General features: G+C 73.4%; 21 protein-coding genes. 8 read left to right on the top strand and 13 right to left on the bottom strand.

The features are described from left to right. Positions 1-4: 4 nt before the first annotated feature. From AC5WRT_RS28410 to AC5WRT_RS28395, 4 genes are all read right to left on the bottom strand, one after another. On the bottom strand, positions 5-1,954 hold the full coding sequence (locus AC5WRT_RS28410) for a glycosyltransferase family 2 protein (RefSeq protein ID WP_496097069.1): 1,950 nt from the start codon (positions 1,952-1,954) through the stop codon (positions 5-7). A gap of 129 nt (positions 1,955-2,083) precedes the next feature. Next, positions 2,084-2,668 (bottom strand): hydrolase, encoded by a 585-nt coding sequence (locus AC5WRT_RS28405; RefSeq protein ID WP_496097068.1) that lies wholly within the window; start codon positions 2,666-2,668, stop codon positions 2,084-2,086. An 8-nt stretch (positions 2,669-2,676) separates the two neighbouring features. Then, entirely contained in the window at positions 2,677-4,074 is a 1,398-nt protein-coding gene (locus AC5WRT_RS28400) for an MFS transporter (protein WP_496097067.1), read from the bottom strand. Continuing rightward, complete coding sequence (locus tag AC5WRT_RS28395) at positions 4,071-4,508, bottom strand: MarR family winged helix-turn-helix transcriptional regulator (protein ID WP_496097066.1); 438 nt, start codon at positions 4,506-4,508, stop codon at positions 4,071-4,073. Before AC5WRT_RS28395 ends, AC5WRT_RS28400 begins: the two co-directional genes overlap by 4 nt. Before the next feature lie 142 nt (positions 4,509-4,650). Here AC5WRT_RS28395 and AC5WRT_RS28390 point away from each other — a divergent pair, with 142 nt between their 5' ends. The 4 genes from AC5WRT_RS28390 to AC5WRT_RS28375 all read left to right on the top strand — a co-directional run bounded on the left by AC5WRT_RS28390 (position 4,651) and on the right by AC5WRT_RS28375 (position 9,850). Then, the gene (locus AC5WRT_RS28390) at positions 4,651-7,692 is read left to right on the top strand and encodes an FAD-binding and (Fe-S)-binding domain-containing protein (protein WP_496097065.1); all 3,042 of its coding nucleotides are present in this window, start codon (positions 4,651-4,653) and stop codon (positions 7,690-7,692) included. Then, complete coding sequence (locus tag AC5WRT_RS28385; protein WP_496097064.1) at positions 7,689-7,814, top strand: hypothetical protein; 126 nt, start codon at positions 7,689-7,691, stop codon at positions 7,812-7,814. The genes AC5WRT_RS28390 and AC5WRT_RS28385 overlap by 4 nt, the downstream gene beginning before the upstream one ends. A gap of 21 nt (positions 7,815-7,835) precedes the next feature. Continuing rightward, a complete protein-coding gene (locus AC5WRT_RS28380) occupies positions 7,836-8,846 on the top strand; it encodes an SDR family oxidoreductase (protein WP_496097063.1) in 1,011 nt (336 codons plus the stop codon). 446 nt (positions 8,847-9,292) lie between these two features. Then, positions 9,293-9,850 (top strand): metallophosphoesterase family protein, encoded by a 558-nt coding sequence (locus tag AC5WRT_RS28375; protein WP_496097062.1) that lies wholly within the window; start codon positions 9,293-9,295, stop codon positions 9,848-9,850. Positions 9,851-9,904: 54 nt separating this feature from the next. Here AC5WRT_RS28375 and AC5WRT_RS28370 read toward each other — a convergent pair whose 3' ends face one another. From AC5WRT_RS28370 to AC5WRT_RS28340, 7 genes are all read right to left on the bottom strand, one after another. Then, positions 9,905-10,546: an SRPBCC family protein gene (locus AC5WRT_RS28370; RefSeq protein WP_496097061.1), complete on the bottom strand. Its 642-nt coding sequence runs from the start codon at positions 10,544-10,546 to the stop codon at positions 9,905-9,907. A 22-nt stretch (positions 10,547-10,568) separates the two neighbouring features. Then, complete coding sequence (locus AC5WRT_RS28365; protein ID WP_496100741.1) at positions 10,569-11,672, bottom strand: XdhC family protein; 1,104 nt, start codon at positions 11,670-11,672, stop codon at positions 10,569-10,571. Next, a complete protein-coding gene (locus AC5WRT_RS28360; RefSeq protein ID WP_496100737.1) occupies positions 11,665-12,792 on the bottom strand; it encodes a vWA domain-containing protein in 1,128 nt (375 codons plus the stop codon). The genes AC5WRT_RS28365 and AC5WRT_RS28360 overlap by 8 nt, the downstream gene beginning before the upstream one ends. Positions 12,793-12,986: 194 nt before the next feature. After that, the gene (locus tag AC5WRT_RS28355) at positions 12,987-13,862 is read right to left on the bottom strand and encodes an AAA family ATPase (protein WP_496097059.1); all 876 of its coding nucleotides are present in this window, start codon (positions 13,860-13,862) and stop codon (positions 12,987-12,989) included. Between the two features lie 15 nt (positions 13,863-13,877). Beyond that, positions 13,878-14,732: an FAD binding domain-containing protein gene (locus AC5WRT_RS28350; protein WP_496097058.1), complete on the bottom strand. Its 855-nt coding sequence runs from the start codon at positions 14,730-14,732 to the stop codon at positions 13,878-13,880. Beyond that, positions 14,729-17,092, bottom strand: coding sequence for a xanthine dehydrogenase family protein molybdopterin-binding subunit (locus AC5WRT_RS28345; protein ID WP_496100736.1), 2,364 nt, complete (start codon positions 17,090-17,092; stop codon positions 14,729-14,731). Before AC5WRT_RS28345 ends, AC5WRT_RS28350 begins: the two co-directional genes overlap by 4 nt. Beyond that, the gene (locus AC5WRT_RS28340; RefSeq protein WP_496100735.1) at positions 17,089-17,580 is read right to left on the bottom strand and encodes a (2Fe-2S)-binding protein; all 492 of its coding nucleotides are present in this window, start codon (positions 17,578-17,580) and stop codon (positions 17,089-17,091) included. Before AC5WRT_RS28340 ends, AC5WRT_RS28345 begins: the two co-directional genes overlap by 4 nt. A gap of 250 nt (positions 17,581-17,830) precedes the next feature. On the opposite strand from AC5WRT_RS28340, the gene AC5WRT_RS28335 reads away from it, so the two are divergent. Next, positions 17,831-20,029, top strand: coding sequence for a GTP-binding protein (locus tag AC5WRT_RS28335; protein ID WP_496100734.1), 2,199 nt, complete (start codon positions 17,831-17,833; stop codon positions 20,027-20,029). 285 nt (positions 20,030-20,314) lie between these two features. Here AC5WRT_RS28335 and AC5WRT_RS28330 read toward each other — a convergent pair whose 3' ends face one another. After that, on the bottom strand, positions 20,315-21,568 hold the full coding sequence (locus AC5WRT_RS28330) for a YncE family protein (RefSeq protein WP_496097054.1): 1,254 nt from the start codon (positions 21,566-21,568) through the stop codon (positions 20,315-20,317). 150 nt (positions 21,569-21,718) lie between these two features. Here AC5WRT_RS28330 and AC5WRT_RS28325 point away from each other — a divergent pair, with 150 nt between their 5' ends. Next, positions 21,719-22,381 carry a TetR/AcrR family transcriptional regulator gene (locus tag AC5WRT_RS28325; RefSeq protein ID WP_496097053.1) on the top strand — a complete coding sequence of 221 codons (663 nt, stop codon included), beginning with the start codon at positions 21,719-21,721 and terminating at the stop codon, positions 22,379-22,381. 185 nt (positions 22,382-22,566) lie between these two features. Continuing rightward, positions 22,567-23,592: an alcohol dehydrogenase gene (locus AC5WRT_RS28320; RefSeq protein ID WP_496097052.1), complete on the top strand. Its 1,026-nt coding sequence runs from the start codon at positions 22,567-22,569 to the stop codon at positions 23,590-23,592. 192 nt (positions 23,593-23,784) lie between these two features. On the opposite strand, the gene AC5WRT_RS28315 is transcribed toward AC5WRT_RS28320, so the two are convergent. Next, positions 23,785-24,150, bottom strand: a complete 366-nt coding sequence (locus AC5WRT_RS28315; RefSeq protein ID WP_496097051.1) for a nuclear transport factor 2 family protein — start codon at positions 24,148-24,150, stop codon at positions 23,785-23,787. A 198-nt stretch (positions 24,151-24,348) separates the two neighbouring features. Here AC5WRT_RS28315 and AC5WRT_RS28310 point away from each other — a divergent pair, with 198 nt between their 5' ends. Continuing rightward, on the top strand, positions 24,349-24,636 hold the full coding sequence (locus tag AC5WRT_RS28310) for a hypothetical protein (protein ID WP_496097050.1): 288 nt from the start codon (positions 24,349-24,351) through the stop codon (positions 24,634-24,636). The last annotated feature ends 371 nt before the right edge of the window (positions 24,637-25,007 follow it).

Below are 25,007 nucleotides of genomic sequence, written 5' to 3'. Positions count from 1 at the left end.
GCCGTCATGCCTTCCGTGTCGTCGCGGTCGCCCGCGGTCGCCGTACGCCGCCGAGCACGCGCCGTGCCCCGCGCAGCAGTCGGCGCAGCATACCGGGCTGCGCCGGGCGGACCACCTCGACGGCGCCCGGCCCGCGCCCCACCCGCAGCAGCAGCGGCAGCTTCAGGATCCGGCCGCCCGGCAGGCGCAGCTCCGTGCGCCACAGGGCGCCGCGCAGCTCGCGCAGCGGCAGCGCGGCCTCCAGCAGCGCGTGGACACCGTCGGCGGGTGTCAGCACGGCCGGCCGGTCGACCGCGCGGCCGGCGGTACCGGCCAGGCGGACGGTGACCGTCGTGCTGTCGGGGACGTACAGCGGCAGCGCGACGGTCAGCGTCTCGGCGTCGGAGACCGTCGCGTCCGCGGGGGTGAGCCGGTGCAGTCCGAGGGACTTCACGGCACGGTCCACGTCCAGCGACAGGTTGCGGTACTGCTTCGTCCAGTACGGCAGGACGACCCGGCCCCCGACGATCCCGGCCGGCGGCAGTGCGAGCCCCTGCGCCGGGGCGGGGCCCAGCCGGCACTCCTTGGTCCAGCCGCCCAGGCCGACCCGCACGTACAGGTCCCACAGGCCGGCGTCGAGCGGGTCGCCGCCGGCCGCCGTGGCGGGGTCGACGGTGGCCGTGGCGCGCAGCAGCAGCCGGGTGCCGCCGGCCCCGGCCGGGACCCGCTCGCGGGTGACCTCGACCGGCTGGAAGAAGGAGGCCGCGCTCTCCCGGTCGCGCACGATCAGATCGACGGTGGCCGTCTCGAAGCCGTGCTCGGCGGCCGCCGCCAGCCAGGACGCGGCCTCGGCGAGATCGCGGGGCGCGCCGTCCGCCGGGGGCCGCGAGGCGTCCGCCGGGACGGTCAGCGGACCCTCGGGGGTGGTGTACTCGGCGCCGAGGTCGATGCACAGGGCGCCGTCCCGCCAGGCCGCCCCGGCCGGTACGGCCCGCGGCCGCACCCCGGTCTCCCACTCGGCGTGGGCGACCAGGTCGTCGTGGCGGTCCTCGCGGATCAGCGCGGCGACGATCCGCTGTCCGGGGCGCAGGCCGGGGGCGACGCCGGGGCCGAAGCGCTCGACGACGACCGCGTGCATCTGTTTCAGCAGTGCGCGCCGGTGGTCGTCGGGCATCGCCAGCAGCCGGCGGCCGCTCATCCGCTCGACCATCTCCACCCGCAGCCAGCGGCGCAGCAGTCTGTCGCGCAGCGGGCCGGGTTCGGTGTGCCGCTCGACCACGTCGAGGGCCTCACGGAGGTTCTGGAAGTAGCCCGCCGGGTCGAAGCGCTGGTAGCCGGCGTTGGAGGCGTCGTCGCGCTTGATGTGGTAGTAGCAGACGTAGTCGCTGAGCACCGAGACGTTGTCCGCGCGCAGATAGGCCTCGGTGAAGAAGACGTGGTCCTCCAGGCGCCGCCGGCCCTCGGGGAAACGCAGCCCGGTGCGCTCGAGAAAGGAGCGCCGGACCATCTTGTGCGGGGTGAGGCTGTCGATCAGGGGGGCGTTGCCGACGGTGGCGTGCGGGCGGTTGCGGCGGAACAGCTCCACCGGGACCGGGCGGCCCTTTCCGGCCATCTTGCCGACGATGACGTCCGCCTTGTTGGCGACCCCGTAGTCGTACATCCGCTCCAGGGCCTCGTCGCCGAGCCGGTCGTCGTTGTCGACGAACATCACGAACTCGCCGCCGGAGGCCTCGATGCCGACGTTGCGGGGCTTGCCCGACCAGCCGGAGTTCTCCTGGTGGATGACGCGTATGTGCGGGTGCTCGGCGGCGAGGGCGTCGAGCCGGGCCGGGGTGGCGTCGGTGGAGCCGTCGTCCACGAAGATCACTTCGTACTCGTCGGGAGGCAGCGACTGGCGCAGCAGCGAGGCGATGCAGTCCTCGATGTACGGCCCCGGGTTGTACACGGGGACGATGACGCTGACCTTGACCGGCATCCGGTTGCAAGCCCCCTCTGTTCGCTTCCCGTTGCCTGGGTGGCACGGGTGAGCGTGGCCGAATGCTACCCGGACCCTGCGGCGGTGTGCGGGCACCCCCGCTGCGCCGCACGGGCCCGGGCCGGACGGTCAGCCGTGGGTCTTGGCGAGCAGTTCCAGGATCTCTGCGGTGGTGCCGCTCTCGCCGAGCCGCGGGAAGATCCGCTCGACGCTGTTCGTGTGCGCGTCGGCGTCGCCGTCGGCCATCGCGTCGGTGGCGAGGGCGACGTGGTAGCCGTGGGCGTAGGCGTCGCGGGCGGTGGACTCCACGCCGATGCTGGTGGCGATGCCGGTGAGCACGATCTGGGTGACGCCGCGGCGGCGCAGCTGCACGTCCAGGTCGGTGCCGTGGAACGCGCTCCAGTTGTGCTTGGTGACACGGATGTCGCCGGGGTGGCCGTTCAGCTCGTCGGTGATGACGTCCCAGCCCTCGGGGAAGGCGAGACCCCGCGCCTGGCGCTCGGTGCGGCCGGGGACGGCGTCGGCCCAGTCGGGCGCGAAGGAGACGCGGACCAGGACCACGGGCAGTCCCTCGGCGCGAAAGGCGTCGGCGAGTTCGGCGGTGCGGCAGACGACGTCCGAGGCCGCGTGCGGCTGGACCGGCATGCCGACGATGCCGTTCTGCAGGTCGATCGCGACGAGGGCGGTGCGGGGGTCGAGCGTGGTGAGTGCCATGGGGGCGGTCAGGCCTTTCGAGAGGTCGGGGTTGCGGTCCGGCCGAGGGAACGGTCGGGGAGGGTCGTCGCCGGCAGCAGTGCGGAGCCGGCGAGCATGAACAGGGCCAGGCCGTGCAGCCCGGCCGTGTCGGCGCGGTGCGGGTAGAACGCCGCTGTGGCGGCGGACGCGGCCAGCGCGCCGAGGTAGGAGAAGGTCCGCAGCAGCCCGGCGGCGGAGGCGATCCGGTCCGGCTCGGCCTGCCGGTACAGGGCGTTCTGCGTGGCCAGACCGATCAGGCCCTGCGGGACACCGAGTATGGTGCCGACCGTGAGCAGCAGCCACAGCGCGCTGTCGGCGCGCACCGAAAGCAGCAGGGCGCAGCCCGCGACCTGGAGCGCGGAGCCGGTGAGCAGCTTGCCGCGCACCGCCTCCCGGCCTCCGGTGAGCGTGGACACGATCAGCGCGGACACCGACAGCGGCAGCAGCACGAGCCCGGCGGTGGAGGCGCTGAGCCCGCGCCCCTGCTCCAGCCACTGGGTGTAGCCGTACATGAAGGCGTAGGAGGTGGTGCAGGCGAGCAGCTGGCGCACGTAGGTGGCGAGCAGCGGGCCGTTGCCGCCGAGGACGCGCAGGTCGATGAACGGGTCCGGCACCCGCAGCTCGCGCGCCGCGAAACCCGCGGCGGCGACGGCCGACAGCACCGGCAGGTACCAGCGGCCGGTGCGCGGCTCCATCAGGAACACCATCAGCGCGACCAGCAGCACCGCGAACAGTGCCATGCCGGGCAGGTCCACGCCGCGCCGCCGGGTTGCGGACCGGGGCAGCCGCAGGGTGCCGAGCACCAGACAGGCCGCCGAGAGCGGCACGTTGACCGTGAACACCGCACGCCAGCCGCCGAGGCCGATCAGCAGACCGCCGAGTGCGGGCCCGACGACGGCCACCGTCTGGTTGGCGACGGCCAGCGCGGCCAGCATCCCGGCCGGGCTGTCCCGCCCGGTGCGTTCGGCCTCGCTGCGGGTCAGCCGTATGGCTGCCGGGTAGGCCGCCGAGGTGCCGAAGCCCAGCAGGACCCGGGCCGCGACGAGTGCGCCCAGCGAGGGAGCGAGCGCACCGAGCAGACCGGCGACGCCGACCAGGGCCGTACCGGCGAGATAGAGCCGGCGCGGGCCGTACATGTCCACCAGGCGGCCCATGACGGGCTGCCCGACGGCCGTGGCCAGATAGAGCGCCGAGACCAGCCAGGCGGTCTCGGCGGGCGGGGCCCCGAAGGCTACGCCGATGGGCACCAGGGCCACGGCGATCATCGAGGAGTTGACGGGGTTGAGGACAGAGCCGACCAGCATGGGGGGGATCAGCCGGCGGTCGAACCCGGCGGGGGAGGGGCCGGTGCTCCGCTCGGCGTGTGCGGTCTGCCTCAGTGTCACGACCGCGACAGCCGTTGCATCAGCTCCAGCGCCGTGAGGACGGTCTGCCGCTCCTGCTCGGTGTAGCGCTCCTGGAAGGCGCGGGCCAGCCACTCCTCGCGCACCTGCCGGTTGCCTTCGATCCGGGCCCGCCCGGCATCGGTCAGGGTGACCAGCTGGCGGCGGCCGTCGTCCGGGTCGGGGGCGCGCCGGATCAGCCCGTGCTGGTCCAGGGCGGCCAGCGTCGTCGCCATCGACTGCGGGCGCACACCCTCGGCGGCGGCCAGCGCGCTGGCCGTGGCGGCGCCGTGCTTGCCCACCAGGGTCAGCGCCGACTCCTGGGAGGGGCTCAGGTCGGTGTCCTGCGCGACCTCGCGGATACGGCGCCGCAGCCGGCTGAACACCACGCGCAGATCACGCGCGGCGCGGGCGGCGGAGTCGGAGATGTCGGCCATGCCGCCACCCTAGAACCGGCAGCCTGAACTGTCCAGCCCAAACTGTTCAGTTTTACCTGTCTAATTGTCGGGTACTCGCCCGTCCTCGAACCGGCAGCACGCCGGTGACCTCCACGCGGTCGGTGAACACAAGGGAGCGCAGATGACCCCTCCGGACATGTCCGGCCTGGAGGCGGCTCTCCGCGCCGAGGTGGACGGGGAGATCCGCTTCGACGTCGGCAGCCGCGGTGCCTACGCCACGGACGGTTCGAACTACCGGCAGGTCCCGCTGGGCCTGGTCGTCCCCCGCACGGTCGAGGCGGGCGCCCGGGCGCTCGCGGTGTGCGCACGCTTCGACGCCCCCGTCCTCTCCCGCGGCGGCGGCACCAGCCTCGCCGGACAGTCGACCAACCATGCCGTGGTGATCGACTGGAGCAAGTACTGCACCCGGCTGATCTCCGTCGACCCCGAGCGGCGCACCTGTGTGGTGGAGCCCGGGATCGTCCTCGACGAACTCAATCGTCAACTCGCCCCGCACCGGCTCCAGTTCGGTCCGAAACCCTCGACCCACAGCCACTGCGCCCTCGGCGGCATGATCGGCAACAACTCCTGCGGGGCCTCCGCCCAGGCCTACGGCAAGACCGTCGACAACGTCCGGCAACTGGAGATCCTCACCTACGACGGACAGCGCGCCTGGGTCGGCCCCACCCCGCCCGACGAGCGCGCCCGGATCGTGCAGGGCGGCGGCCGGCTCGCCGAGCTCTACGCCGGCCTCGACCGCATCGCCACCGAGTACCTCGCCGACATCCGCCGCGGCTACCCGAAGATCCCGCGCCGCGTCTCCGGCTACAACCTCGACTCCCTGCTGCCCGAGAACGGCTTCGACGTCGCCAAGGCGCTCGTCGGCAGCGAGGGCACCCTGGTCACCGTCCTGCGGGCCGAGCTCGACCTCGTGCCGGTGCCGCCGTACCAGTCGCTGCTGGTCCTCGGCTACGACGACATCTGCGCGGCCGCCGACGACGTGCCGCAACTGCTGGAGCACTGCTCGCCCACCCAACTGGAGGCACTGGACGGCCGGATGGCGCAGCTGATGCGCGAGGAGGGCGCCTACCTCGACTCCCTCGACGCGCTGCCCGAGGGCGCCAGCTGGCTGATGGTGCAGTACAGCGGTGACAGCCAGGAGGACGTCGACGAGCAGGCGCACGCCCTGCTGCGCGCCGTCGGCCGCGACGAGAAGGACAGCAGGATCGCCTTCTCGGACGACCCCGAGCGCGAGCAGAAGATGCTCAGGGCCCGCGAGGCCGGACTCGGCGTCACCGCGCGCCCGCCCGACGACCGGGAGACCTGGGAGGGCTGGGAGGACTCCGCCGTACCGCCCGACCGGCTCGGCGACTACCTGCGCGACCTCAAAGGCCTGTTCGACGAGTTCGACTACGACCACCCGTCCCTGTACGGCCACTTCGGACAGGGCTGCGTCCACACCCGTATCCCCTTCGACCTGCGCACCGCCGACGGCGTGGCGCACTTCCGCCGCTTCGTGGAGCGCGCCGCCGACCTCGTCGCCTCCTACGGCGGTTCGCTGTCCGGCGAGCACGGCGACGGCCAGTCCCGCGGCGAACTGCTCACCCGCATGTTCGGCGAGCGGCTCGTGACCGCGTTCGGCGAGCTGAAGACCCTCTTCGACCCCCACGACCGGATGAACCCCGGCAAGATCGTCCGCCCCAACCCCGTCGACGGGCAGCTCCGGCTCGGTCCCGGATGGCGGCCGGCCACCCCCTCCACCCACTTCGACTTCCCCGAGGACGAGCACTCCTTCAACCGCGCGGTGATGCGCTGCGTCGGCATCGGCAACTGCCGCAGCCACACCGGCGGCGTCATGTGCCCCTCCTACCGGGCCACCATGGAGGAGGAGCACTCCACCCGCGGCCGGGCCCGGCTGCTGTTCGAGATGCTGAACGGCCACGCCGACTCCGCGATCAAGGACGGCTGGCGCTCCACCGCCGTACGGGACGCGCTCGACCTGTGCCTGGCCTGCAAGGGCTGCAAGTCCGACTGCCCGACCGGCGTCGACATGGCCACCCTGAAGGCCGAGTTCATGGCCCACCACTACGAGGGCCGCATCCGCCCGGCCGCCCACTACTCCATGGGCTACCTCCCGGTGTGGGCCCGCCTCTCACGGATCGCCCCCTCCCTGGTCAACTCCGCGCTGCACGCGCCCGGTCTCGCCGCGGCGGGCAAGCGGCTCGCCGGCGTCGACGGGGCCCGCTCGGCACCCGTGTTCGCCCGGGAGTCCTTCGTCCAGTGGTGGCAGGCCGGCGACCGCGAGCAGCCGGACCCCGCCGACCCGCGCACCGTCGTGCTGTGGCCCGACACCTTCAGCACCTACTTCCACCCCGCGATCGCCAAATCGGCCGTACGGGTCCTCGAGGACGCCGGCTTCCGGGTCGCCGTGCCCACCGAACCGGTGTGCTGCGGCCTGACGTGGATCTCCACCGGCCAACTCGACGTGGCCAAGCGGGTGCTGACCCGCACACTGAAGGTGCTGCGCCCCTACCTGGAGGCGGGCACCCCCGTCATCGGTCTCGAACCCTCCTGCACGGCCGTCTTCCGGGCCGACGCCCCCGAACTGATGCCCGCCGACCAGGACGTCCAGCGGCTGGCCGGGAAGTTCCGCACCTTCGCCGAACAACTCGTCCACCACGCACCCGACGACTGGCAGCCACCCCGGCTCGCGCGGCAGGCCACCGTCCAGACGCACTGCCACCAGCACGCCGTCATGAAGTACGGCGCCGACGAGGAACTGATGCGCCGTGCCCACCTGGACGCCGAGGTCCTCGACGAGGGCTGCTGCGGACTCGCCGGCAACTTCGGCTTCGAACGCGGCCACCACGAGGTCTCCATGGCCGTCGCCGAGCAGGGTGTGCTGCCCGCCGTCCGCGGAGCCGCGCCCGACAGCCTCGTCCTCGCCGACGGCTTCAGCTGCCGCACCCAGATCGAACAGGGCGGTACCGGCCGCCGCGCCCTGCACCTCGCCGAGGTGCTCGCGCTCGGCCTGGACGGCAACCTGCCCAGCGACCGCCCGGAACGCCTGGCCGACCGCCCGGCCGGACCCTCGCGCGCGGCCCGTTGGGCCACGACGGCCTCCGCCGCGGCACTGGGCGCGGGCGCCGCGTACGGACTGGGCCTGCTGAGGAGGCGGGCGTGAGCGACCAGCCGGCCGTCGACGCCGCCGTCCACCCCGTCCCCGGCGACGCCCTTGTGGCGGACGGCGTCCTCGCCCGGGACAGGACCACCCTCCTGCCGGCCACCGTCCGCCGAGTGCAATGACCCACCCGAATGGAGATGATCATGACCGCGACCGTCGTCATCACCGGTGCCAGCGCCGGAATCGGCCGCGCCACCGCCCGGCTGTACGGCCGGCGCGGCGCGAACGTCGTGCTGGTCGCGCGCGGCGAGGGCGGCCTGCGGGCGGCGTCCGACGAGGTCGCGGCCCTCGGCGGACGCCCGCTCGTGCAGCCGGCCGACATGGCGGACCAGGCCCAGGTGGAGGCCGTCGCCGAGGCCGCGGAGAAGGAGTTCGGCCCCATCGACGTATGGGTCAACTGCGCCTTCTCGAGCGTCTTCGCGCCGTTCGACGAGATCACTCCCGAGGAGTTCCGGCGGACCACGGACGTCACCTACCTCGGCTTCGTCAACGGCACCCGCTCCGCCCTCACCCGGATGCTGCCGCGCGACAGGGGCACGATCGTGCAGGTCGGTTCGGCCCTCGGGGAGCGGTCGATCCCGCTGCAGTCCGCGTACTGCGGCGCCAAGCACGCCATCAACGGCTTCACCTCCTCCCTGCGCACCGAACTGCTGCACCGCGGCAGCAACGTGCACGTCACCGTCGTCCAGATGCCCGCCGTCAACACCCCGCAGTTCGAATGGGTGCGCTCCCGGCTGTCCCGGCACCCGATGCCCGTGCCGCCGATCTACCAGCCGGAGGTCGCCGCCCGCGGGGTGCTGTACGCGGCCGACCACCCGCGCCGCAAGCAGTACTACGTCGGCGCCAGCACGGTGGCCACCATCTGGGCCAACCGGCTCGTCCCGGCCCTGCTCGACCGCTACCTCGCCCGCACCGGCTTCGACTCCCAGCAGACCGACCGCATTCCGCCCGCCGGCCTGGACAACCTCTTCGCCCCCGTCGACCAGGACCCCGCGGAGGACCACGGCGCCCACGGCTCCTTCGACGACAGCGCCCATCCGCGCTCCTGGCAGCAGGCCCTGGTACGGCACCCGGCGGCCACCGCCCTCGGCACGGGCGCCGCGCTGCTCGGCGCCGCACGCGGCATGCGCCGGATGACCTCCCGGCGGAGCTAGGGCGTGTTTCGAAAGTCCGGTCTGGTCCGCGACGTCTGGCACGGCACCTCGCCGCGTTGTCGGGATCGTCCACGTACGCCCGGTACGGGGACGACCCTCCGCCTTGCGATGCACCGCACCAGACGCCGCGGACCCCGCCCTCCGGGCGGACGACGCCACTTTCGAAACACGCCCTATTGCCCCCACAGGCGACGTTCGTCCCGTCGCGACGCCCGGCACGCTCCCCCACTGCCTCAAGGGCGTGGGAGGTGCCCCCACTCGCCGCACCGGGCACAAACCCAGGTACATCCAGTACGAGGGCGTGCACCCGGCACGCCGAGAGCACGCACCGGACGCCGCTCCTTGACGGGCAAACGTTGCCTGCCGCGGCCAGGGTCTTTCCGACATCCGCGTCGCTGCCCGAAGGGCGGCCGCGCGGCAGGCGTGACAGGCCCTAGGGTGACCGCGTGCGCCTGCTGCTCATGTCCGACACTCATCTGCCCAAGCGCGCCAAGCGGCTCCCCGAGCCGCTGCTGGCCGAACTCCCGCGCGCGGACGTCGTGTTCCACGCCGGCGACTGGGTCGACACCGCCACCCTTGACCTGCTGGAGAGCCGCAGCCGCCGCCTCGTCGGGGTGTACGGCAACAACGACGGCCCCGAGCTGCGGGCCCGGCTCCCCGAGGTGGCGTACGCCGAACTGGGCGGCCTGCGCTTCGGCGTGGTGCACGACACCGGCCCCGCCCGGAGCCGCGAGGCCCGCTGCGCCGCCCGCTTCCCCGACCTGGACGTGCTGGTCTTCGGTCACAGCCACATCCCCTGGGACACCACCGCCCCGAACGGCCTGCGCCTGCTCAACCCCGGCTCTCCGACCGACCGCCGCCGCCGGCCCCACTGCACCTACCTCACCGCGACCCTCACCGACGGCGCACTCACCGACGTGACCCTGCACCGGCTGCCCCGGCGGCAGCAGGCCGGTGCCGTCGGCGACGGGTGCTCGACGGCTCCGGCGTGCCCGCCGTCGTAGTGCTGCTGCCGGGAGCCTGGCGGGCCCAAGGCCGGTGACGGGGCGAACGGCCCGTCAGCGGCGCCGAGCGGGGCGCCGGCTTCGCCCGTGCCGTCGCAGTCGTGCCGCCGCCCACGCCAGCACGGCGACCGCCGCCGCCACGACCGCGGCCCGCTTGGCCACCGGCACACCGGCCGTGCGCAGCAGGTCCAGCGGCTCGGGTTCCGGCCCCGGCTCCTCCCGCGGCCGCGGCTGCTCCTGCGCGGCCTGTGGGCGCTCGGTCAGGCGGTCCGCAAGGCAGCTCGCGAACTGCCCCACCAGGCGGTCGCCCACCTCCGCGAGCACGCCGCGGCCGAACTGCGCCGGCCGGCCGGTCACGGTGAGGTCGGTGTCCACCGACACCGCCGTGCCGCCGTCGCGTTCGGTCAGGGTGCCGGTGACCGTCGCCCTGGCCGTGCCCTGTCCGCGGGTCTCGCGGCCGCTGGCCACGAGCACGATGTGGTGTGCCGCCGGGTCCTGCTGCTCGAAGACCGCCGTGCCCCGGTAGGCGACGGTGACCGGGCCGACCTTGACCTTGACCGAGCCGGTCACGGTCTTGCCGTCGTACTCCTCCACCACCGCGCCCGGCAGACAGGGCGCGACCCGTTCGATGTCGAGCAGGGCCTGCCAGGCGTCGTCGACCGGGACGGGGACGGTGAACTCGTGGTGCAGTTCCATGACCTGCTCCTTCACTGGCTCGTCAGGCGGCGGGCGGGTGGATCGCGCCGGCGGTGGTGGTCAGGGGTGCTCCGCTGCCGCCCCAGCGCACGGCGACGATCTCGGCGGCGACGGACACGGCGACCTCCTCCGGCGTACGGGCCCCGAGGTCCAGGCCGAGCGGAGAGCGCAGACGGGACAGCTCGGCCCGGGTGAGGCCGGCCTCCGTGAGCCGGGCGAGCCGCTCCTCGTGGGTCTTCCGGCTGCCCATGGCCCCGATGTAGGCGGCCGGGCGGCGCAGGGCCTCCTCCAGGAGCGGTACGTCGAACTTCGGGTCATGGGTGAGGACGCAGACCACCGTGCGGTCGTCGGTCCGTGTACCGGCGAGATAGCGGTGCGGCCAGTCGGCCACGACCTCGACGGCCGCCGGAAAGCGCCTGGGCGTGGCGAAGACGGGACGGGCGTCGCACACCGTGACCCGGTAGCCGAGGAAGTCGCCGATCCGCGCCACCGCCGCCGCGTAGTCGATCGCGCCGAAGACCAGCATGCGCGGCGGCGGAGCGAAGGACTGGAGGAACACGGTGACGGTGTCCTCGCGGCGCTCGCCGTGCGGCCCGTAGTGCCGTGACACCGAGGCGCCGAGCGCGAGTTCGCCGCGCGCGTCGGCGGTGACGGCGACGTCGAGGCCGCTCGTGCCGAGCGTGCCGGCCGCCCGGTCGGGCCAGACGGCGAGGGCCGCGCCCCGCGGCGCCGGCCCGTCCACCACCGTGGCCACGGTCACCGGCTCGCCCGCGGCGACCGAGGCGGCCACCGCGCCGAGCGCCGGGTCCGACGCGGCGGTCACCGGCCGCACCAGCAGCGTGATCTCGCCTCCGCAGGTCAGCCCGACGGCAAAGGCGTCCTCGTCGCTGTAGCCGAAGGTCTCCAGGCGCGGCTCGCCGCTCGCCACGACCTCCTGCGCCAGCTCGAACACCGCGCCCTCCACGCAGCCCCCGGACACGCTCCCCACGACCTCGTCGTCCGGGCCCACGGCCATCGCGGCACCCGGTCCGCGCGGCGCGCTGCGGCTGACCGCGACGATCGTGGCCAGCCCGAACGGCATCCCGGCCGCGTGCCAGCGCGCCAGCGCCGGCAGGATCTCACGCACCATCCGCTCCTCTCACCCCGGCCGCACCGGTCCGCGCGCCCCGCACCACCGCCGCCAGCCGCTCCAGCGCCCCCAGGCTGTGGCCGGGGACGAAGGCGTCCACGCTGGGCAGCGCCGCCGCCATGCCGGCCGCCAGCGGGGCGTAACCGGGCCGTGCCTTGCGGGGGTTGGCCCACACCACCTGGTGGGCGAGGGCGTGCAGCCGGCGCATCTGCTCCCCCAGCAGCTGCGGATCGCCGCGTTCCCAGCCGTCGGAGAGCAGCACGACGATCGCGCCGCGCGCCATCCCGCGCCGGCCCCAGCGGTTCAGGAACTCCCGTACCAGCTCACCGAGCCGGGTACCGCCGCGCCAGTCGGGCACGGCCGCGGCGACCGCCGCCATCGCCGCGTCCGGGTCCCGGTGCGACAGTTCGCGGGTCACCCGGGTGAGCCGGGTGCCGATCGTGAACACCTCCGTACGGCCGCCGCGCACCGCCGCGTGCGCGAACCGCAGCAGCGCGTCGGCGTACGGCGCCATCGAGCCGCTCACGTCGACGAGCAGCACGACCCGGCGGGGCAGCTGCGCGCGCGCGTGCCGCCGCAGCCGGACCGGTTCCCCGCCACGCCGCAGCAACTCCCGTACGGTGCGCCGCGGATCCACCTCGCCGCGCCGGGCGGACCTGCGCCGCGCCGAGCGCCGGGCCTGCCCCCGGAGGGCGAACGCGGCCAGCAGACGGCGCAGTTGGTCCCGCTCGGCGGGGCCGAGCGAGGCGACGTCGCGGTGCCGCAGCACCTCGGCCGAGCCGGCGAGCGCCGCGACCGGCGGCCCCGGCGGCCCGCCGGCACCCGGCGTGCCCGCGCCGGTGTGCGCCTCCCGGGCGGCGAGCCGGAGCCGGGGCGGGGGAGCGGCGCGCACCGGCTGCGGGGGTCGCTCGCCGGAGCGGCCGAAGTACGCGGCGAACACCCGCTCGTACCGCTCCAGATCGTCGTGCCCGCCGCACAGCGTCGCCCGCCCAGCCCAGTACACGTCCGCGCGCACCCCGGGACGCAGGGCGGCAACGGCGCGCAGGAAGGCGTACAGCCGCTCGGTACTCGCCTCGGTGCCGGCCGCCCGCAGCGCCCGCACGAAACCGACCAGCACGGCATCCGCCGCGACCGGCGCCGCGTCCGAGCCGGGGCGGGGGTCCGTCGCGGGTGGTCCGGTGTCCGGCCGCGGGGTCGTGGCGTCCGTTCCGGGCCCGTCCCTCCGCGCGGGCCGCCACCCGGCGCCGCCGAGCCCTTCGGCAGCCGCATCGGGATGACGGCGCGCCCCGTTCCCGGCCGTACCCACCGCCGTCACCCGCCCCGGGCCGCGAGGACCGCGGCGAGATCGAGGCCCCGTGCCCGGTCGGCGTCCTCGCGGTACTTCAGCACCGAGCCCAGCGTCGCGACCGCCAGGTCCGCGTCCACCTCGCTCGCCCCCAGCGCGTCCAGGGCCTCGGCCCAGTCCAGAGTCTCCGCCACTCCGGGCGGTTTGAGCAGGTCGGCGCCCCGCAGCGCCTGCACCAGGGCCGTCACCTGCTCGGCCAGCCGTGCCGACACCCGGGGCAGCCGGCGCCGCACGATGGCCAGTTCGCGGGCGAAGGAGGGATGGTCGAACCAGTGGTAGAGACACCGCCGCTTCAGCGCGTCGTGCACCTCCCGCGTGCGGTTCGAGGTGAGGACGACGACCGGCGGCTCCTCGGCGCGCAGGGTGCCCAGCTCCGGGACGGTGACGGAGTACTCGGACAACAGCTCCAGCAGGAACGCCTCGAACTCGTCGTCGGCCCGGTCGATCTCGTCGACGAGCAGCACCGACGGTTGGGTCTGCAGGGCGCGCAGCAGCGGCCGGGCGATGAGGAAGCGCCGGTCGTACAGCTCGCTCTCCAGACGGTCCGCGTCCGTCACCCCGGCCGCCTCTGCGGCGCGCAGATGCAGCAGCTGACGCGGGAAGTCCCAGTCGTACAGGGCCTGCGAGGCGTCGATGCCCTCGTGGCACTGCAGCCGGATCAGCGTCGCGCCCAGGGCCTCGGCGAGGGCGGAGGCGAGCGCGGTCTTGCCCACGCCCGCGTCGCCCTCGCAGAACAGCGGCCGGTGGAGCCTCAGGGCCAGGAAGCAGGTGACGGCCAGCCCTTTGTCGACGAGGTACCCCGTCTCCTCCAGCCGGGCCCGCACCTGTTCCGGGTCGTCCATCGCGATGATCGGCGCTCACCCCATTCCGGACGCGGTCAGCACCGCCCGCCGGGTCAGCACGCGCGCCAGGTGTGCCCGGTACTCCGGCGATGCCGAGACGTCCGCCGACGGCCGGGTGCCCTCGGCGGCCGACTCCGCGGCCCGCGCCACCGGCCCGGGACCGTCGGCGCCGGCCAGCGCCCGTTCGGCCTGTACCGCCCGCAACGGGGTCGAGCCCATGTTGGTCAGGCCGATCCGCGCCTCGGCGATGTGCCCGTCGTCGCGCCGCACCAGTGCCGCCACGCCGACGATCGCCCAGGCCTGGGCGACCCGGTGGAACTTCTCGTAGTGGAAGCTCCAGCCGCCGGTCTTCGGCACCCGTACCTCCACGAGGAGTTCGTCGGGCGCGAGCGCCGACTCGAGGTAGTCCACGAAGAACTCCCGGGCCGGGACGGTGCGGCGCCCGTTCGGCCCGGCGGCGACCAGTTCGGCGTCCAGGGCCAGCACCACCGCCGGCAGGTCCCCGGCCGGGTCGGCGTGCGCCAGCGACCCGCCGAGGGTGCCCCGGTGTCGTACGGCGGGATCGGCGACCGTGGCGGTCGCCTCGGCCAGCAGCCCGGCGTGCCGGCGCACCAACGGGTCGCGGAGCACGTCGTGGTGGGTGGTCAGGGCGCCGATGACGAGCGTGTCGCCGTCCTCGCGGACCCCGCGCAGTTCCGGGATCCGGCCGACGTCCACGACCAGCTCCGGGAAGGCCAGCCGGAGCCTGAGCAGCGGCAGCAGGCTCTGCCCGCCGGCCAGCACCTTCGCCTCCTCACCCGCTTCGGCGAGCGTGCGCACCGCCTCCTCGACGCTCGTCGGGCGGGCGTAGTCGAATGCCGGGGGAATCATGCCGACGCCTCCTTCACCGCGCGCCACACGCGCTCGGGTGTGCAGGGCATGCGGACGTCGTGCACGCCGAGCGGCCTGAGCGCGTCCACGATCGCGTTGACCACTGCGGGTGTCGAGGCGATCGTGCCCGCCTCGCCGACTCCCTTGACGCCCAGGGCGTTCGAGGTGGCCGGTGTCTCCGTCCGGTCGGTGACGAAGTCCGGCAGATCAACCGCTGACGGCACGTGGTAGTCGGCCATCGTGCCGGTGAGGAGGTTGCCGTCGTCGTCGTACACGGCCTCCTCGTACAGCGCCTGCGCGATGCCCTGCGCGAGTCCGCCGTGCACCTGCCCCTCGACGATCAGCGGGTTGACGACCCGGCCGACGTCGTCGACGCACACGTACGACCGGATCCGCGTCCGGCCGGTCTCGATGTCCACCTCCACCGCGCACAGGTGGGTGCCGTGCGGATACGAGAAGTTCTCCGGGTCCACCACGTGCTCGGCGTTGATCGAGGGCTCGACGCCGTCGGGCAGGTCGTGATTCGTGAACGCCTCGAAAGCGATCTCCTGGATGGTCCTGCGGGCCTCCGGCGAGCCCTTCACGGAGAACACGCCGTCGTTGAACTCCAGGTCCTGCTCGCTCGCCTCCAGCATATGCGCGGCGACCCTGCGCGCCTTCTCGACGACCGACCTGGCGGCCCGGTGGACGGCCTCGCCACCGACGGCCAGCGACCGGGAGCCGTAGGTGTCCATGCCCTGCGGGGCCGTCGAGGTGTCGCCGTGCAGGACCTGGACGTCCTCGAAGGGCACGCCGAGCACGTCCGCGGCGATCTGGCTCCAGCACGTCTCGTGGCCCTGCCCGTGCGGACTGGTCCCGGTGACCACCTCGACCTTCCCGGTGGGCAGCATGCGGATGCTCGCCGCCTCCCAGCCGCCGGCCCCGTACCTCAGGTCGCGCAGCACCCGGCTCGGCGCGAGCCCGCACATCTCGGTGAACGTCGACACGCCGATGCCGAGCCGTACCGGGTCGCCGCGCTCGACGCGCTTCTGCTGCTCGGCGCGCAGGTCGTCGTACCCGAACAGGGCGAGCGCCCTGTCGGTGGCCGCCTCGTAGTCGCCGCTGTCGTAGGTCAGTCCCGCGATCGTGGTGTACGGGAACTCCTCGTGCCGGATCCAGTTCCGGCGCCGCAACTCCACCGGGTCCACGCCGAGTTCGGCGGCCAGCTCGTCCATGATCCGCTCGATGGCGAAGGTCGCCTCGGGCCGCCCGGCGCCGCGGTAGGCGTCGGTGGGCGTGCGGGTGGTGAAGACGCCCGTGCAGGTGAACTCGTAGGACTCCATCTTGTAGATCGCCGGGTACATGAAGGCGCCCAGGATCGGGATGCCCGGCGTGACGAGCATGAGGTAGGCGCCCATGTCGGCGAGAAGGTCGACCTTGAGCCCGAGCAGTCTTCCCTCGCGGGTGGCGGCGATCTCGATGTCCTGGATCATGCCGCGGCCGTGATGGGTGGCGAGCGCGGCCTCGGAGCGGGACTCGGTCCACTTCACCGGCCGGCCGAGCTTCCGGGCGATCGCGAGCGCCAGGGCCTCCTCGCCGTAGACCTGGAGCTTGGAGCCGAAACCGCCGCCCACGTCCGGGGCGATCACCCGCAGCTTGTGCTCGGGGATCCCGGTGACCGTGGCCAGCATGATCCGCAGGATGTGCGGGATCTGGGTGGCCGAGTGGACGGTGTACTCGCCGGAGGCGGCGAGCGGGGTGACGACGACCGCGCGCGGTTCCATCGCGTTGGGGATCAGCCGCTGCTGGTGGTAGCGGCGCTCGAGGACCACGTCGGCGCGCTCCCGCACCGCCGCGAAGCTCTCACCGGTGGCCAGCGGCCAGGTGTAGCAGCGGTTGGTGCCCTTGTCGGCGTGGACCGGCGGGGCGTCCTCGGCCAGTGCGGCCTCCAGGTCGAGGACCGGGGGCAGCGGGTCGTAGTCGACCTCGATCGCCTCCAGGGCGTCGGCGGCCGCGTACCGGTCGCGGGCCACCACGACCGCCACCGGGTCGCCCGCGTAGCGGACCTCGTCGACGGCGACCGGGGGGTGGTCGGGCAGCACGATGTCCTCGGTCACCGGCCAGGCGCAGGGCAGTGAGCCCAGCCCCTCGGCGAGGTCGGCACCGCTCAACGCCGCGACGACACCGGGGCGTTCGAGGGCGGGCGAGACGTCGACGCGGGTGACGCGCGCGTGCGCCATCGGGCTGCGCAGGATCGCCAGGTGCAGCAGTCCGGCCACCTGGATGTTGTCGGTCCAGGTGGTCTGGCCGGTGATGAGCCGGGCGTCCTCCTTGCGCAGCCGGCGGCGGCCGACCTCGCGTTCGACGGCCTGGTCGGTCATGCCGTGACCTCCTCGGCTGCCTCCTGGGCCGGCCGCCCGGACGCGGCCAGCACCGCGCGCACGATGTACTGGTAGCCGGTGCAGCGGCAGAGGTTGCCCTCCAGGGCGTGGCACACCTCCTGCGGTGCGGGGCTCGGGTTCTCGCGGAGCAGATCGCGCGCCGCCATGATCATGCCGGGGGTGCAGTAGCCGCACTGCAGACCGTGCTGCTCGTGGAAAGCCCGCTGCAGCGCCGTCCAGGCGCCGTCCTCGGCGAGTCCCTGGATCGTGGTGACCGTCCCGCCGTCCGCCTGGACGGCGAGCACCGAGCAGCTCTTCACGGTCGCCCCGTCCAGGTCGACCGTGCAGGCGCCGCAGTTGGAGGTGTCGCAGCCGATCGTGGTGCCGGTGCGGCCGAGGCGGTCGCGCAGGTAATGGGCCAGGAGGAGACGGGGTTCCACGTCGTCCTCGTACGTCGTGCCGTCCACGTTCACCGAGATGTGGGTCATGTGCCCTCCAGACCGTGCGGGAGAGGGGTGTTCAGCCAGCGGACGTGATGTAGGTCACCCTACGGCCGTGGTCTGGTCACGGCGAGTGTGGGGACGGGCTTTTGTTGAGCGTTAATCCATTGCTGCCGGGTGTCGGTGTCTGCTGCACTGCGGGCCGTCCGTCGTCACACACAGAGAGGTCCACCGATGCGCGCTGCGTGCATGTCCGCCCAGGAAGGAATCCGCCCCGTGCCGAAGGACGTCACGCTCAGTGCATCTGCTCAATCTCGGAATTCTCGCGCATGTCGACGCCGGTAAGACCAGCCTGACCGAACGGCTGCTGTACTCCGCCGGGGTGATCGACCGGATCGGCAGCGTCGACGCCGGCAGCACCACCACCGACACCCTCGCGCTGGAGCGGCGGCGCGGAATCACCATCAAGTCCGCCGTCGTCTCGTTCCCGCTCGACGGCGTCACCGTCAACCTCATCGACACCCCCGGCCACCCCGACTTCATCGCCGAGGTCGAGCGGGTGCTCGGCGTCCTCGACGGCGCCGTCCTGGTCGTCTCGGCCGTCGAGGGTGTCCAGGCACAGACACGGATCCTGATGCGCACCCTGCGCCGGCTGCGGATCCCCACGCTGATCTTCGTGAACAAGATCGACCGGCGTGGTGCGGACGGCTCCGCCGTGCTGGACCAGATGGCCCGCAGGCTGTCCGTTCCGCTCGTACCGATGGGTGAGTCCGCCGCGCCCGGCACGCCCGCCGCCCGTTTCGTTCCCGGCCTCGGCCCGGCCGCGCTGGACGTGCTCGCCGACCACGACGACGACCTGCTCGCCGCCTGTCTCGACGGCCCGGTGACCGAGACGCGTGTGCACACCGCCCTCGTCGCCCCGACCCGCCGCGCGCTGGTCCACCCGGTGTACTTCGGCTCCGCCGTCACCGGAGCCGGTGTTCCCGAGCTGATCACCGGCATCGAGCAGCTGCTGCCCCCGGCCGGCGGTGACCCGGCCGGCCCCCTGTCGGCCATGGTGTTCAAGGTCGAACGCGGCCCCGCCGGGGAGAAGGTGGCCTATGCCCGCGTCTTCTCGGGCACTCTGCGCGTCCGTGACCGGGTCCCGTTCGGCGGCGGGGGAGCGGAGGAGGTTCCGACGGACGGTGGGACACCGGGCCGGGGCGCCGACGGGCGCGCCGAGGACCGGTCCGCCGGCCCCGACCGTACCGTGGCCGCGCGGGCCGTCGCAGGCAGTGCGAACGGCCGGGGCCCCGATGGGCCGGCGGATCGTCCGGGCGGCGGCGCCCGGGTCGCCGGCCGCGATGCGCGGCGCCGTGCCGAGGGCCGTGTCACCGGGCTCAGCGTGTTCGAGGCCGGTACCGACGTGCGACGGGACCGGGCCGCTGCCGGACGGATCGTCAAGGTGTGGGGGCTCGGCGACATCCGGATCGGCGACACCCTCGGCCGGCCGGGCGCGGGATACCGGCACCACTTCGCGCCCCCCACCCTGGAGACGGTCGTCGTGCCCGGCTCCGGCACCGGCCGGCGCACGCTGCACCTCGCGCTCACCCAGCTCGCCGAGCAGGATCCGCTCATCGGTGTCCGGCACGACGAGCAGCGCGGGGAGACCTCGGTGTCCCTGTACGGCGAGGTGCAGAAGGAGGTGATCCAGGCGACCCTCGCCGAGGAGTACGGCCTGGACATCACCTTCCGCGAGACCACGACCCTGTGCATCGAACGGCCGGTCGGCACCGGGCACGCCGTGGAGTTCAACAAGAAGGACGGCAACCCGTTCCTCGCCACGGTCGGCCTGCGCGTCGAGCCCGCATCGCCCGGCGCGGGCGTGGAGTTCCGGCTGGAGGTGGAGCTGGGCTCGATGCCGTACGCCTTCTTCAAGGCCGTCGAGGCCAGCGTCCGCGAGACGCTCGGCCAGGGGCTGTACGGCTGGCAGGTCCCCGACTGCACGGTCACCATGACCCACTCCGGCTACTCGCCCCGCCAGAGCCATGCCCACCAGGGCTTCGACAAGAGCATGTCGAGCACCGGCTACGACTTCCGGGGCCTGACCCCGCTGGTCCTGACCGAAGCGCTGCGCCGGGCGGGGACCCTGGTGCACGAGCCCGTGCACCGCTTCCGGCTCGAGACCCCGGCGGACGCGCTCGGCACGCTGCTTCCGGTGCTCGCCCGGCTGGGCGCCGTACCGGAGACCACCGACGCGCCCGGCGCGGCCTGTGTCCTCCAGGGCACGGCGCCGGCCGCCCGGGTGCACGAGCTGGAGCAGCGGCTGCCCGGACTCACCCGGGGCGAGGGGGCGCTGGAGACGGCGTTCGACCACTACGCGCCGGTCACCCGCGGCACGGTCCCGCGGCGGCGGCGCACCGACCACAACCCGCTGAACAGGAAGGAGTACCTGCTCAACGTGACCCGCAGGGTGGGGGACCGGGCCACCGAACGGACTGATGGTCAAGTCACCTGAGAGTCAGGACCGCTTGATGCCGACCGGGCGCCGCCGGACTGTGGTGGACATGTCGTTTTTCCGGGAGTCCGCCGGCCGTCCTGGTCGTCCTGTGCGGATTCCTGACGGTGGCGGGCCTCCCGCCCGCCGCCGCCACCCCGGCCGGCTCCCTCTGGTACGACGGCGCCCCGCTCACCGTGCGGCGCGGCCGGTTCACCGACGGCCAGGGGCGCGAGATCGCCCTGCGCGCGGTCCGTGCGGTGGAGCACTCGGCGGGCCAAGGGCACCGGGCGGTGCCGGTGGGCGCTACCGGGCGGACGGACCCGCCCAGTCGGCCCGGACGTGTCCCAGCCGGACGCGCTGCGGATGGTCGCCGACCGGTACCGACAGCACCTTGCGGCCGGTGGCGAAGTCGATGGCGGTGACCTGGTCGGCGCCGGCCTCGGAGATGACGCAGTCCCTGCCGTCGCCGCTCACCGTCGCCCAGTACGGTGTCGAGGCGGTGATGAGCGGGCCGGCGTCGAAGGAGGCCCGGTCGACCACGGTCGCGTAGTCGTCCATCGTCCCGGCGACGCACAGCTTCGTTCCCTCGGGGTTCATCGAGATGCCGTGGTGGCGCGAGTCCAGCAGCCAGGTGGTGCGGTCCGGACTGGTCGCGGGATTCTCCGGCAGCGTCTTGACGCGGGTGATCCTGTCGGTGGCGACGTCGTACTCGAGGAAGCCGTTGAAGAACGACACCTGGAAGTACAGCTTGGACCAGTCGGGGGCGAACGCCGCGGGCCGGACGGCGTCGGAGAAGTCCTTCAGCCCGGCCGCGTCCAGCCGCTGCCGCATGTCGATCGTTCTGACCTGCTTGAACGTGGTGGCGTCGACGATCGTGATGTGCCGGTCGCCCTTGGTCCAGTCCCAGGCCGGGTCGTCCAGGGAGGTCGTCACCTCGCCGATCGACATGTTCCAGATGTACCTGCCGCCGTTGGTGAAGAAGTTCTCGTGCGGCTTGTCGCCGGTGTCGAACTCGCCCAGTTCCCTACCGGTGTCGATGTCCAGCACCTGCACCTTGTCCGCGGTGGACGCGGAGACGGCGACCCGGGTGCCGTCGGGCGAGACGGCCATGTGGTCGGCGCGGTAACCGGCCACAGGGAAACGCCAGTTGACCTTGTCCGTGGCCAGGTCGATGGAGACGACGTCGGCGAAGCTCGGCCGGGACACGACCACGGACTCGCCGTCGGGCGTGGAGTACATGTCGTCCACGTACTGGTCGTGTCCCTCGCCGACCTCGTTGCGGATGGACGTGTAGTAGATCCACTTGATCGGGTCGGCGTCGATCTCCGCCAGCCGCTGGGCCTTGTCCGGGACGACGTCGATCCGGCCGATCTTCGCGAAGTCGCCGGAGGACTTGATGACGTCGGCGGTGCCGTCCCAGTTGTTGCCGACGAACAGCACCTCGCGCAGGCCGTCGGGGGTGCCGCTCGCGGCGGAGGCGGCGGTCGCCGGGCCGGCGACGGTCAGGGCGAGGGCTGCGGCCACGGAGCACAGGTGCCTGGATCTGGAGGCAGGCATGACTGCTCTCACTTTCTCGAAGACGTGAGGAGAATCTGAACACAGGTGCTTTCACAGTGAACTTACTGAAAAGTAAGGAGCGAACCGCCTTCGCGACAAGATGTGTGCACGACAAGATTGGGCGAGCGAGGGCCGGACGGAGGGGACAAGGTGACGGGCAGGCTGAAGGCGCCGACGGGCCGCTACGGCGGCAGATCAGCCGAGGAACGGCAGGCCGAGCGGCGCCGCCGGTTCCTGGACGCGGCCCTGGAGCTGTTCGGCGGCACCACCGGCTACCGGAACACGACCGTCGCCGCGCTGAGCCAGGCCGCCGGCCTGTCCACCCGCCAGTTCTACGAGGAGTTCCGCACCCTCCAGGATGTCCTCGCCGCCCTGCACCTTCAGGTCAACGGCTGGGCCGAGCAGGCGGTCCTGGACGCCCTCGCCACGGCGGAAGGGCTGCCGCTGGCCGAGCGTGCCGCCGTGCTCTTCCGGGCCTACGCCGGGAACGTCACCTCCGACCCGCGCCGCATCCGCATCACCTTCGTGGAGATCGTCGGCGTCAGCCTCCGCCTGGAGGAGCAGCGGCTGGCCCGCCGGGCCCGCTGGATCGACCTCATCCGCGCCGAGGCGGACGCGGCCGTGGCGCGCGGGGAGGCGGCGCCGCGTGACTACCGCCTCGCCGCGACGGCCTTCATCGGCAGCGTCAACGGCCTGCTGCACGACTGGAGCGCCGGCTGGGTCGACGCCACGCTCGACGAGGTGGTGGACGAACTGGTGGGTCTCCTGCTCGGGATGCTCCGCCCGGAGGGCTGGCGGCAGCCTCCCGGATGACGCGGCCCATCCCGTACGACGGGCTTCGGCGTGCACGACACGGGCCTCGGCGCGCCCGCCTGTCCGAGTCGTGGCGGCGGGGGCTCGGCGCGCGGGATCGGCCCGGAGCTGGTCTGCTGGTGCGAGGGGCGTCCTGCCCGTGCCCGGAGCGGCGGACGGCCCCGCGAGACACAGGAGAGCGTGTGATGAGTACCTATCGCGTCGCGCAGGTGACGACCGCGGGCGGCCCGTTCGAACTGGTCGAGCGGGAGGTGCCGGAGCCCGGGCCCCGGCAGGTGCGGATCGCCGTCGAGGCCTGCGGCATCTGCCACAGCGACACCCTCTTCGTGAACGCCGGACTGCCCGGCGTGACCTTTCCCGATGTCCCCGGGCACGAGATCGCGGGCCGCGTCGAGGCGCTCGGCGCGGAAACGCGGGACTGGGGCTACGAGGTCGGCGACCGGGTCGCGGTCGGCTGGTTCGGCGGCAGCTGCGGCCACTGCACGTCCTGCCGCAGGGGCGACTTCATCGTGTGCGCCGACCTGAAGGTTCCCGGCTGGGCCTATGACGGGGGCTTCGCGGAGAAGGTGATCGTGCCCGTCGACGCCCTGGCCCGGATCCCCGACGCGCTGGCACCGGGCGACGCCGGGCCGATGGCCTGCGCCGGCGTGACCACGTACAACGGACTGCGGCGCAGCTCCGCCCGGCCGGGGGACCTGGTCGCGGTGCTCGGCATCGGCGGCCTCGGTCACCTCGGGGTGCAGTACGCGGCAGCGATGGGCTTCGAGACCGTGGCGATCGCCCGGGGCGCGAAGAAGGCCGAGTTCGCCGAGCAGCTGGGCGCCCACCACTACGTCGACAGCACCTCCGGCACCCCGGTCGGCGAGGCTCTGCAGTCCCTCGGCGGGGCGAGCGTGGTGCTGGCCACCGCCGGGAACTCCCAGGCCATCGCGGCCACCGTGGACGGCCTGGCGCCCCGCGGCGAACTCGTGGTGATCGGCGCGGACCCCGAGCCGCTGGGCATCAGCCCGGTCCAGCTGCTGATGAGCGGCCGGGTCGTGCGCGGCCACCCGTCCGGCACCTCACGGGACGTGCAGGACACCATGGAGTTCAGCGTCCTGCACCACATCCGCCCAATGACCGAGGCCGTCCCGCTGGACGACGCGCAGGCGGCCTACCAGAAGATGCTCTCCGGCGCCGCCCGCTTCCGGATGGTGCTCACCAACGGCTGACTCCCGGCGGACCGGCTCCGGGCGGCGCCTCGGCCGCCGAGCCGGTCCGGCGCCGCCGGTACGGGGCGGCGCAACGGTACGACACCCGCGGCAGCCGCCACGGACTCCCCGCGCCGAGAAGCTCCGGGCCGGCCGGGACGCGACCTGGGCCCCCGAATCTCCTGGCGGCGCCGGTCGCCGCGGTCGGTGTGCCTATTCGTCCCAGGCCTGGATGATCAACTGGTCGGCTATCTTGCCGTCACGCAACGTGACCATCGACTCGGAGAGGACACGGGTGCCGTCGCCGTACTGGCAGGACTCGCTGAACGCGGCGTGATCGCCCTGTACGACGCACCGGTCCAGCCGGTGCGTCATGTCGCGGTTGTAGATGTCGTGCAGCAACCCGGCGATCTGACTACGGCCGCGCAGCACCGTGGGGTGACTGGGCTGGTTGTTGTGGTCGACGATACGGATCTCCGCGTCGTCCGCGTAGAGCGACAGAAGGGTGTTGCCGGTGGTCCCTTCTATGCCGCGGCGCAATGTCTCGATGTCGAAGGCGGAACCTGTCGTGGTGCCCATGGGTGACCTCCTTCGGGCGCCGGCGGCCCGGCGGGGCGCAGGCCGCACGGACCCCCACTCTTAGAGATTCCTCCGGCCCGGCGGCCACGGCAAGCGCAGCCCCGGAGCCACGGCAGGCGCGCACGGCGGGCTCCGCCCCACGGGTGAGCGCGGGCCGCCGCCCGTGTCCGGACACGGGCGGCGGCCGTTGCTGAGAACATGACCTCAACACGACGTATCGTCGCAGCCCTCGGCCTCGCCGCCGGGGTCACCGGCCTTGCCGCACCGCTGGCGCACGCGGCCGGCACCAGCGCACCGAACACCGGGCTGATCCACCCCATGGCCACGCTCGACTCGCTCACCCTCAGCGACATCCCGGCCCAGCACAAGGAGGAGGTCCCCCGGGTCTCCGAGCAGCTGCGCGCGCTGAACCGGCTCAGCGAGTTGCACCAGGTCACCGACCTCGCGGCGCCGGCGACGGGCCTGGTGCCGGCCGTCGAGTACTGATCCACCACGGACACGGGGGCCGGCCGCCGCGCGGGCACCGGTACCGCGTCGGTGCGCCCCTTCCTGGAACACCACGCGGTTCGACGGGTGTTCGGATGCGGATCGAGGCTCCCCGCAGGTGTGGTTCAGCGTGCAGGCAGGGCATCCGTGTCCGCCCGGACCGGCCGGCCGGAAGGATGCACGGGCACCGTCGTGGTTCGTCCCGCTGTTGACCGCTCGCGCGTAGGGTCGGCGGGGAGGCAATCGAGGAAGGGGCCAGGCCATGGCGCAGGAAGTACGCGGCGTGATCGCACCGGGAAAGGACCAGCCCGTACGGGTCGAGACGATCGTGGTGCCGGATCCCGGACCCGGCGAAGCCGTGGTGCGCGTCC

It is taken from the genome of Streptomyces sp. NTD91, from assembly GCF_059510455.1.
Note: the sequence above shows the minus strand (reverse complement) of the source record. Positions and strands in the feature narration are given on the sequence as shown.